The sequence below is a fragment of the Sulfitobacter donghicola DSW-25 = KCTC 12864 = JCM 14565 genome, assembly GCF_000622405.1.
In the GTDB taxonomy this organism is placed as follows: domain Bacteria; phylum Pseudomonadota; class Alphaproteobacteria; order Rhodobacterales; family Rhodobacteraceae; genus Sulfitobacter; species Sulfitobacter donghicola.
Map to the genome: position 1 here is coordinate 1,391,079 of NZ_JASF01000005.1, position 15,044 is coordinate 1,406,122.

The following is a 15,044-nucleotide window of genomic DNA, read 5'->3' on the forward strand; positions in this document are numbered from 1 at the left end:
TCTTGTGTCATTCGCGTGACAACCCCCCAAGGAAAAGGTATATTTTGGGGATTGAATAACAGGATGACACGAATGTCCGAGACAGAGCAAACACCAGAAGAATACGGCGCCAATTCCATCAAAGTTCTCAAGGGCTTGGAAGCTGTTCGCAAGCGCCCAGGAATGTATATCGGTGATACCGATGATGGTTCTGGTCTGCACCACATGGTGTATGAAGTTGTTGATAACGGCATTGATGAAGCTTTGGCAGGTCATGCGGACCACGTCGCCGTCACAATCCACGATGATAACTCGGTTTCGGTATCGGATAACGGCCGTGGTATTCCCGTTGGCATCCACGAAGAAGAAGGCGTTTCCGCCGCCGAAGTTATCATGACCCAGCTGCACGCTGGCGGTAAGTTCGATAGCAACTCTTACAAGGTTTCTGGTGGTCTGCACGGTGTTGGCGTTTCCGTTGTGAACGCGCTGAGCGACTGGCTGGAGCTGCGCGTATGGCGTGAGGGCAAAGAACACATCGCACGGTTTGAAGGCGGTTACACGACCGAACACCTGAAAGTGCTGGGTGAAACTGATCGCACCGGTACCGAGGTTCGTTTCCTTGCCGCAACGGATACGTTCTCAAACCTCGATTATTCATTCGAGACCTTGGAAAAGCGGCTGCGCGAATTGGCGTTCCTGAACTCGGGTGTAAAAATCATTCTGCGTGACGAACGCCCATCTGAGGCGTTGGAAACCACGCTGTTCTATGATGGCGGCGTCAAAGAATTTGTAAAATATCTGGACCGCAACAAAGCATCAGTCATGCCTGAACCGATCTTTGTCACCGGTGAAAAGGACGACATCGGCGTCGAAGTCGCGATGTGGTGGAACGATAGCTATCATGAAAACGTCCTGCCCTTTACCAACAATATCCCACAGCGCGATGGCGGTACTCACATGGCGGGTTTCCGTGGCGCGCTGACGCGGACCATCAACAACTACGCGCAAAGCTCTGGCATCGCGAAAAAGGAAAAGGTTTCCTTTACAGGTGATGATGCCCGCGAAGGTTTGACCTGTGTTCTGTCGGTAAAAGTGCCTGATCCTAAATTCAGCTCTCAAACCAAAGACAAATTGGTGAGCTCCGAAGTGCGCCCCGCTGTTGAAAGCTTGGTTGGTGAAAAGCTGGCGGAGTGGTTTGAAGAAAACCCCAATGAAGCCAAGATCGTTGTCAGCAAGATCATCGAAGCCGCCCACGCCCGCGAGGCCGCCCGCAAGGCGCGTGACCTGACGCGGCGCAAAACAGCGATGGATGTGAACTTCCTCGCGGGTAAGTTGAAAGACTGCTCTGAAAAAGACCCATCAAAAACCGAAGTCTTCCTCGTGGAGGGTGACTCGGCTGGTGGTTCTGCGCAAACGGGTCGTGACCGCCAGACACAGGCGATCCTGCCGCTAAAAGGTAAAATTCTGAACGTTGAGCGCGCGCGGTTTGACCGGATGCTGGGCTCTCAGGAAATCGGCAACCTTGTTATGGCGCTCGGCACGGGCATCGGCCGTGACGAATTCAACATCGACAAGCTGCGCTACCACAAGATCGTCATCATGACCGATGCTGACGTGGATGGTGCGCACATTCGGACGCTACTGCTGACCTTCTTCTATCGTCAGATGCCCGAGCTGATTGAGAACGGTCACCTCTATATCGCCCAGCCGCCTCTCTATAAGGTGTCGCGCGGGAAATCCGAAGTGTACCTGAAGGATCAGGCTGCGATGGATGACTACCTGATCCAACAAGGGATCGATGGTGCAATGCTGCGTCAGGGGAACGGCGAAGAAATCAGCGGTCAGGATCTGGCCCGCGTTGTCGAATTGGCGCGTCAGATGCGCCGTGTATTGGAAGCTTTCCCAACCCATTATCCACGACACATTCTGGAACAAGCTGCCATCGCTGGCGCCTTTGTACCAGGTGCCGTTGATAGCGACCTGCAAGGCGTTGCCGACAAGGTCGCCGCGCGCCTTAACCTGATCGCGCTTGAGTATGAGCAAGGTTGGCAGGGTCGCATCACCCAAGATCACGGCATCCGCTTGGCCCGTATTCTACGCGGCGTCGAAGAAGTTCGCACGCTGGATGGCAAAATGCTTCGCGGTGGCGAAGCGCGCAAATCCGGCACCTTCACCGAGCATTTGCAAGATGTCTATAAACTGCCTGCTACGCTGGTCCGTAAGGACCGCAATCAGGTCATCCACGGCCCGATGGACCTGCTGACCGCGATCCTGACCGAAGGTGAAAAGGGTCTATCCCTTCAACGCTACAAAGGTTTGGGCGAAATGAACCCAGATCAGCTGTGGGAAACCACGCTTGATCCAGACGCGCGCACTTTGCTGCAGGTAAAAGTAGAGGACATGGCCGAAGCCGATGACCTGTTCACCAAGCTAATGGGTGACGTTGTTGAACCGCGCCGTGAATTTATACAGCAAAACGCGCTGAATGTTGAAAACCTCGATTTCTGACGGTTAACAACAGCTCGTTCTAAATTTGGCCGCGCAGAGGGTTTCATCACCCCCTGCGCGGTTTTTCCGTTTTTGGGGATACGGTTTTTTCCATGGTTTCCTCACAGTTGAGTGATCACTCAAATTATACTATTGAGCAATCACTCAAATAGAGCGATACAATCTGCATGCAACCTCGTGCCAAACGAGGCACTTGTCATACACTTAAAGGAAATGCCCATGACCACCTTCACAATCCACACTCGAGAATCCGCACCAGAAGCCTCGAAACCGCTTGTCGAAAAATCATTCGCAGCCAACGGGCGCGTACCCGGCCTGCACGGCGTTATGGCCGAAGCGCCAAACTTGCTGGAAGCCTATCAAGAGGCCCACCGCCTGTTTATGGCAAGCACATTGGACAAAGACGAGCTGACAGTCGTTTGGCAGACCATCAATGTTGAAAACGAATGCCACTACTGTGTTCCGGCCCATACTGGCATCGCCAAGATGATGAAGGTTGATGACGCAATCACCGAAGCACTGCGCAACGAAACCCCTCTGCCAACACCCCGCCTCGAGGCGCTGCGCACATTCACCCTTCTGATGGTACGTGAGCGCGGCAACGTTCCAGAAGCCGACGTTCAGGCGTTCCTAGACGCGGGATTTACCAATAAAAACATCCTTGAGATCATCTTGGGATATAGCCAAAAGATCATGTCAAACTATGTAAACCATTTTGCCAAAACTCCGGTTGACCAAGTGTTCCAAAAGTTCGCTTGGGAAAAGGCCTGATCTAGACCAAACTGGCCCCGCAGATTCTGTGGGGCCAACGCCTAAAGGAAAACGATATGAATACGTCTGACTCTCCGCTACGGATCGACATCATCTCTGATGTCATGTGCCCTTGGTGTATTATTGGTTATCGCCAATTGGCCAAAGCATTAGACGCAACCAGCGTAGAGCATGAGGTTCATTGGCATCCGTTTGAGTTAAACCCAAACATGCCCCCCGAAGGGCAAGACGGGGTTGAACATATCGCCGAGAAATATGGCGCTACCCCAGAGCAATCTAAAGCCAACCGTAAACAGATGACCGATTTGGGCGACCAACTGGGATTCGAATTCGGGTTCCAAGACGGATTTCGGATGCACAACACTTTCAACACGCACCAGCTGCTACATTGGGCCGAAGATCAGGACCGCAAACACGATTTAAAAATGGCGCTATTTACCGCCCATTTCACCAATCGGCGTGACCTTTCTGACAATGCTGTTCTAGCTGATATCGCTGGCGAGATTGGTCTGGACCGCGACGAAGCCCTTGCCGTGCTGAGCGATCAGCGATTTGCCAAAAACGTGCGCGACATTGAGAACTTTTGGGTTCAACAGGGGATTCAGGGTGTGCCTGCTGTGGTATTTGACCGACAGCATTTGGTAACGGGCGCGCAAGGGGTCGAAAACTATACAAGCATCCTGAACCAGCTGGCAAAAACGGACGCTTAGGAAAATGTCACGCGCTGCCCCTTATGACCGCGAAAAGTCGCTTGATGCTGCATTGTCGGTTTTCTGGACCAAAGGGTACCATGCGACATCTCTCAAGGATCTTGAGACCGCTTTGGCGATGAAACCAGGTAGCATTTATGCCGCGTTCAAAAGCAAGGAAAACCTCTACCTTTTGGCTTTGGAGCGGTATTTTATGAAATCCCGCAACGGGTTTCGCAAACAGGCGGAAAACGCGCTCTCACCCCTGCAAATCCTTGCAGACCACCTGCGGGCCTTTCCTGCGCTTGACGATGATGATGCAGCAAAACAAGCCTGCATGCTAACCAAGACCCTCGTCGACACGAGGTCAACGGACAATGTGCTGGCCGATCAGACCCGCCAATACATGCGGGAAATGAGGGAAGAGTTCGGCAAAGTCTTTCACGCTGCTCTTGGTAAAGGAGAGCTGCCAGACAACGCCGATACCATGCGGCTAGCACGGCGTTATCAGGCCAACCTGACCGCGCTGCGCCTAGAGATCCATCAAGGCACAAAACAGGACGAGCTGGTTCAGCTTGCCGATGATATGGCCCGCGAAGTAGAAATGCTGAGGCCTTAAAGGGTCAGGCTACTAGAACGCCATCTTGCGCAGCCGCAACGCATTGCTAAGCACAAAGAGAGACGAAAGCCCCATAGCCGCGGCCGCCAACCCTGGTGACAGCAAGAGACCAAACAGCGGGTATAGCAGACCAGCCGCCACCGGAATAAGCGCAACATTATACCCAAACGCCCATGCCAGATTTTGCCTGATATTTAGCATGGTTTTCTGCGAAGCATTCACCGCAACAGCAACGGCCGTCGGGTCACCAGCCATCAAGACAACATCGGCAGCATCCATCGCGATATCTGTACCAGTACCAACGGCAACGCCGATATCAGCATGCGCCAAGGCGGGAGCATCGTTGATCCCATCGCCAACGAATGCCACTACATCCCCATCCTTGCGCAAACTATCCAGCGCCTGAATTTTTCCTTCGGGTAAAACGTCAGAGATTGTCGTTTCAATCCCTAACTCATCAGCAAGATGCTCTACCGCTTCTTTGCCATCCCCACTAATCAGCGCGACCCTCAGCCCACGTTGTTTGAGCGTTGAGATTGCAGCCTTCGCGCTAGGCTTGACCGTGTCGGCGACCGCAAGCATGGCCAACGGATCACCACCCTGAGATGCAAAGAAAACAGTCTGACCTTTTGCCAGCGCCTCTGCACGAGGTTGCGCGAATTCTGACAGGTCTACCCCCATTTCAACAAGCCAGCTGTATTTCCCTACGCAAATTTCAACATCTTCGATTTTGCCTTTCACCCCATGGCCGGGAACGGCAATCGCATCTTTTGTCGTTGGAATATCCAATCCCTCAGCCGCCTCGATCATAGCTTTTGCTGCTGGATGCTGAGAGGACATTTCAACCGCTGCAATCCGGGAAAGGGCCGTGTTTTTGTCGGCCTCTTTAGCGGGCAAAATTTGCACCAATGTTGGATGGCCTTCGGTCAAAGTACCCGTTTTGTCAAAGGCAACCAACGTCGCGTTTTGCAAATGCTGCAACGCATTCCCTGTCCGAAACAGCACGCCCAGCTCGGCTGCGCGGCCTGTGCCGATCATAATGGACGTCGGCGTGGCCAATCCCATTGCGCAAGGACATGCAATGATCAGAACGGACACCCCCACAACCAACATAAAGGGCAGTTTAGGTTCTGGGCCCAGTAGCCCCCAGATCACCATGGTCAGAACCGCAGCGACCAACACTGCCGGAACAAACCACAAGGTAATACGGTCCACCAACGCTTGGATCGGGAGGCGGGTCGCCTGCGCCGTTTCAACCAACTGGATGATTTGCGCCAATTTAGTATCGCTACCCGTGGCTGTCGCACGGCAGATCAATGTGCCTTCGGCGTTAACTGTGCCGCCGGTAACGATGTCCCCAACGCCTTTGGTGACGGGCATCGGTTCACCCGTGAGCATGCTTTGATCCACATCGCTGGTGCCTTCGACCACCTCTCCGTCAGCGGCGATCCGTTCACCTGCGCGCACCATAAACCGTTGGCCAGCCGCCAGATCAGCCAAAGGGCGCTCCTCCCAATTGCCATCCACCTCAACGCGCACCAGATCAGGGCGCAGGCCGATTAGCCGTTCAATGGCTGCCCCTGTGCGTGTCTTTGCACGGGCCTCCAGCCAGCGGCCCAACAGGATCAACACAACGATCACACAGGCGGATTCAAAATAGACTGCCCGTGATTGTTCGGGCAGCAGCTCGGGCGCGGCCAAAACAAAAGCCGAGTATAGGAACGCCGCACCCGTTCCCAACGCAACAAGGCTGTTCATATCCGGCGCGCCACGGAACAGCGCGGGAATGCCACGGCGGAAAAACCTGAACCCAGGGCCAAGCAGTAAAACAGCAGTCAAAACGGATTGAAGCTGCCACGAGGTTTCGGTGCCGATGCTGTTATGAATCGCGTGGTGCATAGCAGGAAACAGGTGGCTGCCCATTTCCAGAATGAACACAGGCAAAGCCAAAGCAGCCGCAAGCAGAGTTGCCCAGCGCAGTGCAACAACATCGTTTTCCTTGGCTTCGCGGCGCGCTGCTGCGTCCTCGTCTTCCTTCAAGGCACCAGGATAGCCAGCTTTTTCTAGGGCGGTAAAAGCTGCTTTTAGGGATTTGGCGGTGGTGGCGGTAAACTGTGCCGATTCATCTGCAAAATTTACGGCGGCATCTTCGATACCTTCAACGCTATCCAGCGCCTTTTGGGCGCGCGCGGCGCAACCGCCGCACGTCATGTTTTCAACACGGATTTGGAATGTATCAGACATTATGCGCCCCTATTCAGGACGGCGTAACCGAAAGCTATCGGTTACTTTGCGTCCTTTTCTTCACTATCTTCAGATGTCGCTTCTGCTTCTATAATCTCAGCGTCTTGGATCGTCACGTCTTCTTCGGACACTGCGACATTTTCTACATCCGAGTTATCTTCGAGCGCGCCAACGATCAGTGGCAACATCTGTGTCCCCGTGGGAGAAGCCACTTCGGAATGAGGTGGGCGCTTCCATTCCAACGTATCAAAGCTGGAACAGTTATCGCAAATCGGCTTCCATTCGTTATGGATCTGCTGGCAGTTGCTGCAAACCCATTGTGGCCCACGCGGCACAACGATGGCCCGCGCCAGCCAGCCTTTTACGACGGAATCTGATGCCCCTTCTCCGCGCTCGATCGCTGCCATCAATGTGACGGAACGGGCATCCGGATCGGTTTCAACCAAATCACCCAAGGCACGACGTGCAGCGGGGAAATCTTCGTTTGCGATATTCAGTTCGGCCAGCAGCATTTTGGTTTCGGGGTGATCCGACTGTACCTTTGTCAACGCAGCAAAACGTTTGATCCGCGCAGTCGGCGTTTCATCTGGCGCAATCGCGGCAAAAGCAGCCGCCAAATCAGGATGGGGGCAAGCCTCCCATGCCTTTTTCAAAACACGTGTAGCATAACGCGGCTTGCCTTGTGTGATATAACCCTGCGCAGCCAAAACAGCCGCTGGAATCAGATCAGGCGACAGGCGGTTCGCTTCAATCGCGGTCTCACGCTTTTCGATCGAACTATCATCCGCCAAAATATCCTGAGCAGCAGACAAAGCCAAAACAGCATCGCGGCGTTTATGAAGATCGCGCGGGATCTGGCCATTGCGAAGTTTTGTGCTGAGCGTTTTGCGCGCGCCAACCCAATCTTCTTTTTCAGCCTGAAGGCGCAGCAGAACGTCTCCGGTGTCTTGGTGCTTTGGCTTAATCGCAAATGCTTTTTCAGCCAGTTGCAAAGCGGTTTCATCATCACCCGCTGCCAGCTTTTGTTTCATGATACCACGGACACCAACAAAACGCGTTTGTTCGTTTTCCACCAGCTTGCGATAGGTTTCTTCGGCTTTGCGTGTATCGCCTGCCATTTCGGCGGCTTGTGCGGTCAGCAGGTTCGTTAGCTCTGGTTTGTTCAGATATTTGTCGGCTTTGGCTGCTTTGGCTAGCGCCACACTACCTTCGCCGCTGGCAAGTGCCATCAAACCTTCGGACAGGGCGTTAAACCCTTTGCGTTCGCGGTTGCGGTCAAAATAGCGCGAAATCGCCGTCTCATCACCGTTGAGGAATTTCACAAATGCGAACAGCAGCGCCAGAAGTTTGAGCAGAACCCAAACCGCAAAAACCAGCAACACCAACAGCAATACAGATTCCAATGGGCCAGGGTTTAACTCTTGTCCAAAGGCGCGAATTTGCAAACCACCTTCTGCCTCAAGAAGAAAACCAGCACCCCATGCAAGGGCGCCAACAACGCCAACGAAAAGGATGATTTTGAATAGGGACCAGAGCATAATGTATTCCTTAGTCTGCCGTCAGGCGTTGTGCCAAAGCATCTGCAGCCGAACGCGCGGCAACACGCGCATCAGCCTGTCCGCGCCAATCTGCAATAGCAGCCAGCGCTTCTTCGGGCAGGGTATCAAGTTCAGTCAATGTGGCGACAAGATCACCGTTCTTTATTGCGGCCTCTGCACGCGAAAGAACCGCATCAGGATCATCCCCCTCACGCGGCGCGATGGAACGCGCCCCAAGCGAGCGTTTTAGGAAACCACCCAATCCTTGCTGGCCATCCCCGACATTGGATGCCCGCGCAACAGCAAGCGCTGCGCGCGCCTGATCGGGGAATTCAGATTGAAGAGCGCTGAGCGTCGCAACACCCTCGGATGCAGCAGCGTCCAATGCCGGATCAATCTCACCCAGATCCAATTCCTGCAATGCCGCCAGCTCTTCGGCAAATGGTTGGCCTGAGTCGATGGCAGAAACGATTTTTGTAATCGCGGCCTGCGCATTCGCTTCCCGCGCAGCATCAGCTGTGGCTTGCTCAACTGTTTTGGCATTGTTGAGCAGTGCTTCGATTTCACCGCGCTGAGTTTCAACAGATGATTTAAGCGTCTCTAGTTCAGCTGCATATGCAGCAGCCGCGTCAGCATCCACGCCATCAGGCACAACAATTGCCGGACGTTCTTCCAAGGCTGCGATCCGCTTTTCAACGTCGCTCAGCTGCGCTTCAATTGGTGAAAAATCGATTTCAGGGATTTCCACCTCTTCCAAAGCGGCAAGGCGTTCTTGCTGCGCGTTCAGATCACTGCGCAACTTGGTGGTAATGTCAGCATCGCCGTTGCCAAAGATATCCATCTCGGCGGCCATGAACCCCAGCCCGCCAGCAATTACACCGCCCAGAACCAGAGGGAAAAACCGGCCGCCTTGTTTTTGCTCTACAGGGGCAACTACTGGCGCTGGTTCTTGAACGGGAGCTTCAACAGCTTCGGAAATCTGTTCAACTGTGGCCTCGGCATCCTCGACCACATCTTTGACCGTATCATCACTTGCAGCAGCATCCGCGATTACGTCTTCCGGTGCCGCTTCCACCTGATCGCTCTCTTCTGTTGAAGATGTATCAATGGGTGTTTCTTCTTCGACGATTACAGCGTCTTCGATCTTGGTTTCCTCTGCCTTGCTCTTCGTCGATTTTCTCTTTGAAGGGCTGGATTTCTTGGATGACGCCACGACATATACCTTTTCGATTCTTGCTGGCAAAACTACGCCAGCTTTGCAACCTTATCTGGCATCTTCAAGCCCCTCAAGGTCGGGAAAGTGCCTTGCAAAGGTTTTCGACCTCTTTACGGATATATACTGCTTGGGGCGTTGACATTATGAGCATCTCTAATGGGTTTTCCCCGCTAAATGGCGCTGCTACGGCCTCGCTTAGCGCGACAATATGCGCATTTTCAAACCGCCCTTTTGCTTGGCCCACCAATATCTTTGCCGTCCTCGGCGAGAAGACTGGCAAGATGCAGGGGGATGATAGCGCAACCAGCGCATCCTGAGGCAAATCCAAAGCAATTTGGTCATAGATCGCCACATAGCGCGTGCGGATACCTGCGGCTGTAAGGCTCTGGGCGACTTCCCCGCGTGTATGAACGCCAGCTAAATGCACCAAATTTTGCTCTGGGGGCTGATTGCATAAATTTTGAATCAAATCTTTCGCGGTTACCCCGACCTGTTTTGCCTTCCAACCATGATCCATGGCACATCGTGTTGTTCTTTCGCCAACACAATACGCGGTCCTACCCTGCCCTTTTGGCGCAAATCGAACACCGTTTGCCGAAGTAAAGATTGCTGCCTCATCCGGTGAAATGGAACATGGTTCATTGGTTGCTCCGATCTCCAACAAGGGCGCAATAACCAGTTCAACGGCCCCTATCGCTGCGGGGTCCAACGCGGCAGCAAAAGCTTCGGCGTCAGCGCGCGGTCTGGTCAGGATCAGTTTAGGCAGTACCATAGGCCGTTATGCTCTCAGGATTGTTTGCCGAGCGCTAGAGTGTTACCTGCCCAGTATCTCATTCGCAACGGAAACTACTCTCTTATGACCGCAATGACGATCCTTGGTATTGAAAGCAGTTGCGATGACACCGCAGCTGCGGTTTTGCGTGGACAGGCTGGCGACGCAAAAGTCCTGTCGTCTGTTGTGATGGGCCAAACTGCGTTGCACGCTAATTTCGGCGGTGTCGTCCCCGAAATTGCAGCACGTGCCCATGCCGAAAAGCTGGATCACTGCGTAAAGCAGGCCTTGGACGAAGCTGATCTGGGGTTGGGTGATATCGATGCTGTTGCAGTCACGGCTGGTCCAGGATTGATCGGCGGAGTGGTCTCGGGCGTGATGTGCGCCAAGGGCATTGCGCTGGCCCGTGGCCTCCCTCTGTATGGTGTGAACCATTTAGCAGGTCATGCGCTTACGCCGCGCCTGACTGACCATGTCACCTTTCCCTATCTCATGCTGTTGGTTTCTGGCGGCCACTGCCAGTTCTTGATCGTATCCGGCCCTGATGCGTTTAAGCGACTAGGCGGTACAATTGATGATGCCCCCGGCGAGGCGTTCGACAAAGTCGCCCGCCTGATCGCATTACCCCAACCCGGTGGTCCGTCGATAGAACAGCGCGCAAAAGCGGGTGATCCCAAACGTTTCAAATTGCCCCGCCCACTATTGGACCGCGCGGGATGCGACATGTCATTTTCCGGCTTAAAGACAGCTGTCTTGCGCCAACGTGACAGCCTGCTTGTTGATGGCGCAATGGCAGCCCAAGATCAGGCAGATTTGGCTGCAGGTTTTCAGGCTGCGGTTGTTGATGTTCTTGCTGAAAAAACACGCCGTGCCTTGGCGGAATATGCGCCGCTTGCTGACGTGCGAAGCATTTGCGTGGCTGGCGGTGTGGCTGCGAATATGGCCATTCGCGGCGCTTTGGAAACTGTCGCACAAGAAATTGATGCGGCCTTTGTTGCGCCCCCGCTTGCGCTGTGTACGGATAACGCAGCGATGATCGCCTATGCCGCGTTAGAGCAGATGGCATCACGTGAACCAGACGGTATGGCGCTTTCTGCGCGACCAAGATGGCCATTGGATCAGACGTCGCCTTCTATGTTGGGCAGCGGCAAAAAAGGGGCAAAAGCATGAGCGTCAGTGTTTTAGGTGCGGGTGCATTTGGGACAGCCCTTGCCATCGCCTTGGCTGGCCAAGGGGCCATTACCCTTTGGGCGCGCGATGCGGGTGATATGCAAAGCAAAAGGGAAAATACCAGACGGCTTCCTGATTGCCGATTTCCCGATCAGCTAACAGTAACCCCAGACCTGGATGAAGCAGCAAAAGCAGACATCATCCTGCTGGCTGTTCCGATGCAACAACTCCGTGGATTTCTAGCTGACAACGCAAACCTGTTGTCTGGCAAAGCCCTCGTCGCCTGCTGCAAAGGTGTCGAGCTGAGCACTGGTGTTGGCCCCATCCAGATCATCACCCAAGAAGTGCCAAACGCCCAAGCTGCGATCCTAACTGGCCCCAGTTTTGCGGCGGACATCGCCCGTGGCCTGCCCACCGCATTAACCATCGCAGCCGCGAAAGATAACGTGGCCAAAATGTTGCAAGAGGCGTTGACGACTCCGTCACTTCGTCTTTACCGCACCACAGATACAATCGGTGCCGAACTGGGCGGCGCGTTAAAGAATGTCGTCGCGATCGCCTGCGGCACGGCAATGGGTGCTGGTATGGGCGAAAGCGCACGCGCCGCTTTGATGACGCGCGGTTACGCAGAAATGCAGCGCATGGCGGCCTATCGTGGAGCTGATCCCGAAACGCTGGCTGGCCTGTCTGGGTTCGGAGACCTTACCCTCACCTGTACCTCTGAAGGATCACGGAATTACTGCCTTGGCCTTAGCTTGGGCCGAGGAGAGGCATTTGACCCCAGCACCACAACCGAGGGCGCCGCAACAGCGCATGCCGTTGCCAAGGTGGCAAAAGACGCTGGGCTGGAAATGCCCATCACAATGGCCGTTGCTGGCCTGTTGGATAAATCGTTAGATGTAAAAGCAGCAGTTAATAGCCTGCTGAACAGACCCCTAAAGGAAGAATGATATGCTTGTTTGTTTGATGGCCAAAGACAAAGCCGGTGCGCTAAACGTGCGGATGGAAAACCGCCCTGCCCATGTAGAGTACCTCAAAAGCACCGATCACGTACATCTTGCCGGTCCGTTGGTGGATGCCGAGGGTGGCATGTGCGGTTCGATGATCGTTCTGGATGTGCCAGACATGGCGGCCGCAGAAAACTGGGCCGAAAACGACCCCTACGCAAAAGCAGGCCTTTTCCAAAGCGTCGAGCTAACCGAGTGGAAAAAGGTGATCGGCTGATGGCATTCTGGCTGTTCAAATCCGAACCCTCAACCTGGAGCTGGGACGACCAAGTCGCCAAAGGGGACGTTGGCGAGGAATGGGACGGCGTGCGAAACTATCAGGCACGCAACTTTATGCGTGACATGGCGGTGGGTGATTTGGGTTTCTTTTATCACTCCCAAAAGGAAAAATCGGTTGTGGGCATTGTAGAGGTGTGCGCCGCCGCCCACCCCGACAGCACAACCGACGATGAACGTTGGGAATGTGTGGATATCAAAGCGGTACGCCCTTTTACGCAGCCCGTCACACTCGAAATGATCAAAGCAGAAGAGCGCCTTGCCGACATGGCGCTGGTGCGCAGCTCTCGCCTGTCGGTCCAGCCCGTCACGCAGGATGAATGGAACCTCGTGTGCGACATGGGAAAAACCAAACCGTAGATTTTTACGGCACTTTCCCGCAAACTGCTCTCTCAAATTTTTGGGAGTAGGACACATGGGTTTTTTAGCAGTCATTATTGCCGCTGTCGCAGGATTTGCTGTGGGTGCCGCATGGTACATGGCGCTTGCCGAACAATGGATGGCAGCCGCCAATATTAAAAAGGGTGCCGATGGACGCCCCGAGGGAGATTCCCCAGCCCCCTATATCATGGCGGGTTTTGCCATGCTTTTGGTTGCGGGCATGATGCGGCACATGTTTGCCCTGTCTGGAATTGATACCGTTGGAAAAGGTCTGGTGACAGGTCTGGGGGTTGGCCTGTTTTTCATTAGCCCATGGATCATGATCAACAACGCCTATGGCGGACGACCCTTTCAGCTGACACTGATTGACGGTGGATACGCAGTGATCGGCTGTAGCGTTATGGGCCTGGTGCTTTCACTATTTTGAAAGACCTGCCTACCCAAGAAAAAAAGGGCTCTGGCACGTTGCCAGAACCCTTTCTCACCCCGTGTGCTCCCAATTCCCACACACGTATTCGAAATCTGTTCTGGCCGTACTGGCCGATAAATCATTACTATCTCAGCATCTCAATTATCGCAAGAAATCAATATGTTGGATTCGTTTCAAATGCGAAACGCCTGCTATTGCTAGCAGGCGTTTCATCAAACCAGTTCACTTGGAAACTTAGCCGTAAATGGATTCTTTTCCAAAGTGCTTTGTCAGCATGTAATAGACAACGGCGCGATATTTGTTGCGCTCGGATTTGCCGTATACTTCGATAACCTTGTTGATCGCTTCCATCAGGTTTGGACCATCGGGCAGGCCCAGCTTTTTGATAAGGAAGTTGTTCTTAACTGTTTCCAGTTCGGATTCTTGGCTACCAGCTACTGTGGACGCATCAGCGTTATAGATCGACGGACCACAACCGATGGTCACTTTGGTCAGCAGGTCCATATCTGGCTCCATGCCGCATTTGTTTTTCAAATCGTCCGCGTATTTCGCGATCCACTCATCCCGCTTGCCCATTCGGTAGTCTCCCATTTTGGACGGTAATAGCACTTTTTGCTAACCTTCGGTGAAACCCTAGTCCGAAAATACCACTCCATGAAAGGAAATTTTGCAGGCGCTTTTCCCCATGGCTATCGGCAGAGGCCAAAACCCGTGTGTTGAAGGTGAAAATGATCCGCATGAAGCCTGTTATAATTTGGCCCTAACGTTAGTCGAAACCACGTACAGGCAGTGGCGTTTGCCTCCCTTAGAAACGCCGCCTTTTTCAACTCGCCGTTCCAATCCTTGAGCAGACTTAGCCTTGTGCCATCCTCTAGAACAAAACCACTAATATCGATCGAGTCTGCGGTGGCATGGCTGCTCATCCGTCCGGTACTGCCGGATGAGGTCCGCATCTCGCGGCAGGAATAGCTGGAAAAATGGGTGATCTCTGACAAGCCTTGCCCGAATATTTCTGCCGCTAAAGGTTCTAGGCTATGGTGGCTCCACATGGCCAATCGCAAGGCGGTTTGGCAGCGCGTGTTCACTGGCTTTAGCCGCGCTTCGCCAGCCTCTGACAATGACACCTGAGGCGAAATTCCACAGCGATCATTTTCAACATAATCAGGTTTTATTTTCGCCACTGCACCCGTCTGCAATGCGGCAAGGCACATGGTATCATCCGCCAAGGCCCGTTGTAATTTCCAGTTGGTAATGCTGGTCATCGGATCCTTTACATCCAAGGGCCGCATCGGGTTCCAAGCCGAAGAAAGCGGCGTATCAGGGTGCACCATTGCTTGCCAAACGCCCAGCGCCATGCCGCCAAAGATAAAACAAAAAAGCGCCGCCCAGTGGATGGCTGGACGGCGCTTATATGGATGTGGATCGCTCACCTGAGGCGCCGCAT

15 protein-coding genes are annotated in these 15,044 nt (G+C 53.7%); 9 read left to right on the forward strand and 6 right to left on the reverse strand.

The genetic code is table 11. The features are described 5' to 3' along the window. The first annotated feature begins 72 nt into the window (after positions 1-72). The 4 genes from gyrB to Z948_RS0107700 all read left to right on the forward strand — a co-directional run bounded on the left by gyrB (position 73) and on the right by Z948_RS0107700 (position 4,566). The gene (gene gyrB / locus Z948_RS0107685; RefSeq protein WP_025058983.1) at positions 73-2,487 is read left to right on the forward strand and encodes a DNA topoisomerase (ATP-hydrolyzing) subunit B; all 2,415 of its coding nucleotides are present in this window, start codon (positions 73-75) and stop codon (positions 2,485-2,487) included. Between the two features lie 219 nt (positions 2,488-2,706). Next, a complete protein-coding gene (locus Z948_RS0107690) occupies positions 2,707-3,258 on the forward strand; it encodes a carboxymuconolactone decarboxylase family protein (protein ID WP_025058984.1) in 552 nt (183 codons plus the stop codon). A gap of 56 nt (positions 3,259-3,314) precedes the next feature. Beyond that, on the forward strand, positions 3,315-3,968 hold the full coding sequence (locus Z948_RS0107695; protein WP_025058985.1) for a DsbA family oxidoreductase: 654 nt from the start codon (positions 3,315-3,317) through the stop codon (positions 3,966-3,968). Positions 3,969-3,972: 4 nt separating this feature from the next. Then, complete coding sequence (locus Z948_RS0107700; protein ID WP_025058986.1) at positions 3,973-4,566, forward strand: TetR/AcrR family transcriptional regulator; 594 nt, start codon at positions 3,973-3,975, stop codon at positions 4,564-4,566. A 12-nt stretch (positions 4,567-4,578) separates the two neighbouring features. Here the strand turns inward: Z948_RS0107700 and Z948_RS0107705 are convergent, their stop codons facing one another. The 4 genes from Z948_RS0107705 to Z948_RS17935 all read right to left on the reverse strand — a co-directional run bounded on the left by Z948_RS0107705 (position 4,579) and on the right by Z948_RS17935 (position 10,336). Then, on the reverse strand, positions 4,579-6,810 hold the full coding sequence (locus Z948_RS0107705; RefSeq protein ID WP_025058987.1) for a heavy metal translocating P-type ATPase: 2,232 nt from the start codon (positions 6,808-6,810) through the stop codon (positions 4,579-4,581). Positions 6,811-6,851: 41 nt separating this feature from the next. Continuing rightward, positions 6,852-8,348, reverse strand: a complete 1,497-nt coding sequence (locus tag Z948_RS0107710) for a heme biosynthesis protein HemY (protein WP_025058988.1) — start codon at positions 8,346-8,348, stop codon at positions 6,852-6,854. Between the two features lie 10 nt (positions 8,349-8,358). Further along, on the reverse strand, positions 8,359-9,561 hold the full coding sequence (locus Z948_RS17930; protein ID WP_025058989.1) for a COG4223 family protein: 1,203 nt from the start codon (positions 9,559-9,561) through the stop codon (positions 8,359-8,361). Positions 9,562-9,634: 73 nt separating this feature from the next. Then, entirely contained in the window at positions 9,635-10,336 is a 702-nt protein-coding gene (locus Z948_RS17935; protein ID WP_052033041.1) for a uroporphyrinogen-III synthase, read from the reverse strand. Between the two features lie 93 nt (positions 10,337-10,429). On the opposite strand from Z948_RS17935, the gene tsaD reads away from it, so the two are divergent. From tsaD to Z948_RS0107745, 5 genes are read left to right on the forward strand one after another with little or no spacing between them, the layout of a single operon-like run. Further along, positions 10,430-11,506: a tRNA (adenosine(37)-N6)-threonylcarbamoyltransferase complex transferase subunit TsaD gene (gene tsaD / locus Z948_RS0107725; protein ID WP_081784091.1), complete on the forward strand. Its 1,077-nt coding sequence runs from the start codon at positions 10,430-10,432 to the stop codon at positions 11,504-11,506. Continuing rightward, entirely contained in the window at positions 11,503-12,456 is a 954-nt protein-coding gene (locus Z948_RS0107730) for an NAD(P)H-dependent glycerol-3-phosphate dehydrogenase (RefSeq protein ID WP_025058992.1), read from the forward strand. Before tsaD ends, Z948_RS0107730 begins: the two co-directional genes overlap by 4 nt. 1 nt (position 12,457) lies before the next feature. Continuing rightward, positions 12,458-12,730, forward strand: coding sequence for a YciI family protein (locus Z948_RS0107735; RefSeq protein ID WP_025058993.1), 273 nt, complete (start codon positions 12,458-12,460; stop codon positions 12,728-12,730). Then, on the forward strand, positions 12,730-13,149 hold the full coding sequence (locus Z948_RS0107740; RefSeq protein ID WP_025058994.1) for an EVE domain-containing protein: 420 nt from the start codon (positions 12,730-12,732) through the stop codon (positions 13,147-13,149). Before Z948_RS0107735 ends, Z948_RS0107740 begins: the two co-directional genes overlap by 1 nt. Positions 13,150-13,204: 55 nt before the next feature. Further along, the gene (locus Z948_RS0107745; RefSeq protein WP_025058995.1) at positions 13,205-13,597 is read left to right on the forward strand and encodes a DUF1761 domain-containing protein; all 393 of its coding nucleotides are present in this window, start codon (positions 13,205-13,207) and stop codon (positions 13,595-13,597) included. Between the two features lie 237 nt (positions 13,598-13,834). Here Z948_RS0107745 and Z948_RS0107750 read toward each other — a convergent pair whose 3' ends face one another. Together Z948_RS0107750 and Z948_RS0107755 are read right to left on the reverse strand one after the other, a co-directional pair. Then, positions 13,835-14,176 (reverse strand): DUF2853 family protein, encoded by a 342-nt coding sequence (locus Z948_RS0107750; RefSeq protein ID WP_025058996.1) that lies wholly within the window; start codon positions 14,174-14,176, stop codon positions 13,835-13,837. A 113-nt stretch (positions 14,177-14,289) separates the two neighbouring features. Continuing rightward, complete coding sequence (locus tag Z948_RS0107755) at positions 14,290-15,030, reverse strand: extensin-like domain-containing protein (RefSeq protein ID WP_025058997.1); 741 nt, start codon at positions 15,028-15,030, stop codon at positions 14,290-14,292. Positions 15,031-15,044 lie beyond the last annotated feature (14 nt).